The following is a 661-nucleotide window of genomic DNA, read 5'->3' as shown; positions in this document are numbered from 1 at the left end:
GGAACCGTTTTGGGGCGCTTCCGCCGGAGGTTAATTCGGCGCGGATTTATGCCGGTCCGGGGTCGGGGTCGTTGATGACGGCGGCGTCGGCGTGGAATGCGATCGCCGCGGAGCTGCAGTCGGCTGCGTTGAGTTATCAGAATGTGGTGACCCAGCTGGCCAGTGAGGAGTGGGCGGGCACGGCCTCGGCGGCGATGGCGGCCGCGGCCACCCCGTATGCGGAGTGGCTGGCCAGCACGGCGGCGCAGGCCGAGCAGGCCGCGGTGCAGGCCGCCGCGGCGGCGGCGGCTTATGAGGCGGCGTTCGCCGCGGTGGTGCCTCCGCCGGTGATCGCGGCCAACCGGGCGTTGGTGCAGCAGTTGCAGGCCACCAACGTGATCGGGCAGAACACCGGGGCGATCGCGCAGTTGGAGGCCCAGTACGGCGAGTTTTGGGCCCAGGATGCCGGGGCGATGGCCAACTACTCGGTGCAGTCCACGGCGGCGACCAAGGGCATCACCCAGTTCCAGGCCGCCCCGAAGGTGACCAACGACGCGGGCACCACCACCCAGGCCAGCACGGTGGCCAACGCGGCGGCCAACACTTCCGCCGGCAACGCGGCCAACGTCGCGCAAAAGGCGGCCACCACCGCCACGACGACCGCGGCCCCGCAGGCCGCCGC

General features: G+C 71.7%; 1 protein-coding gene. It reads left to right on the top strand.

Annotated elements, in window-relative coordinates:
- A partial coding sequence (locus tag A5691_RS19655) for a PPE family protein (protein ID WP_231982307.1) occupies positions 1 to 661 on the top strand: 661 nt, incomplete at both ends.

The organism is Mycobacterium sp. E183, from assembly GCF_001667735.1.
GTDB lineage: Bacteria > Actinomycetota > Actinomycetes > Mycobacteriales > Mycobacteriaceae > Mycobacterium.
The sequence above is the reverse complement of the archived record's forward strand: the minus strand, read 5'-3'. Positions and strand labels throughout refer to the sequence as shown.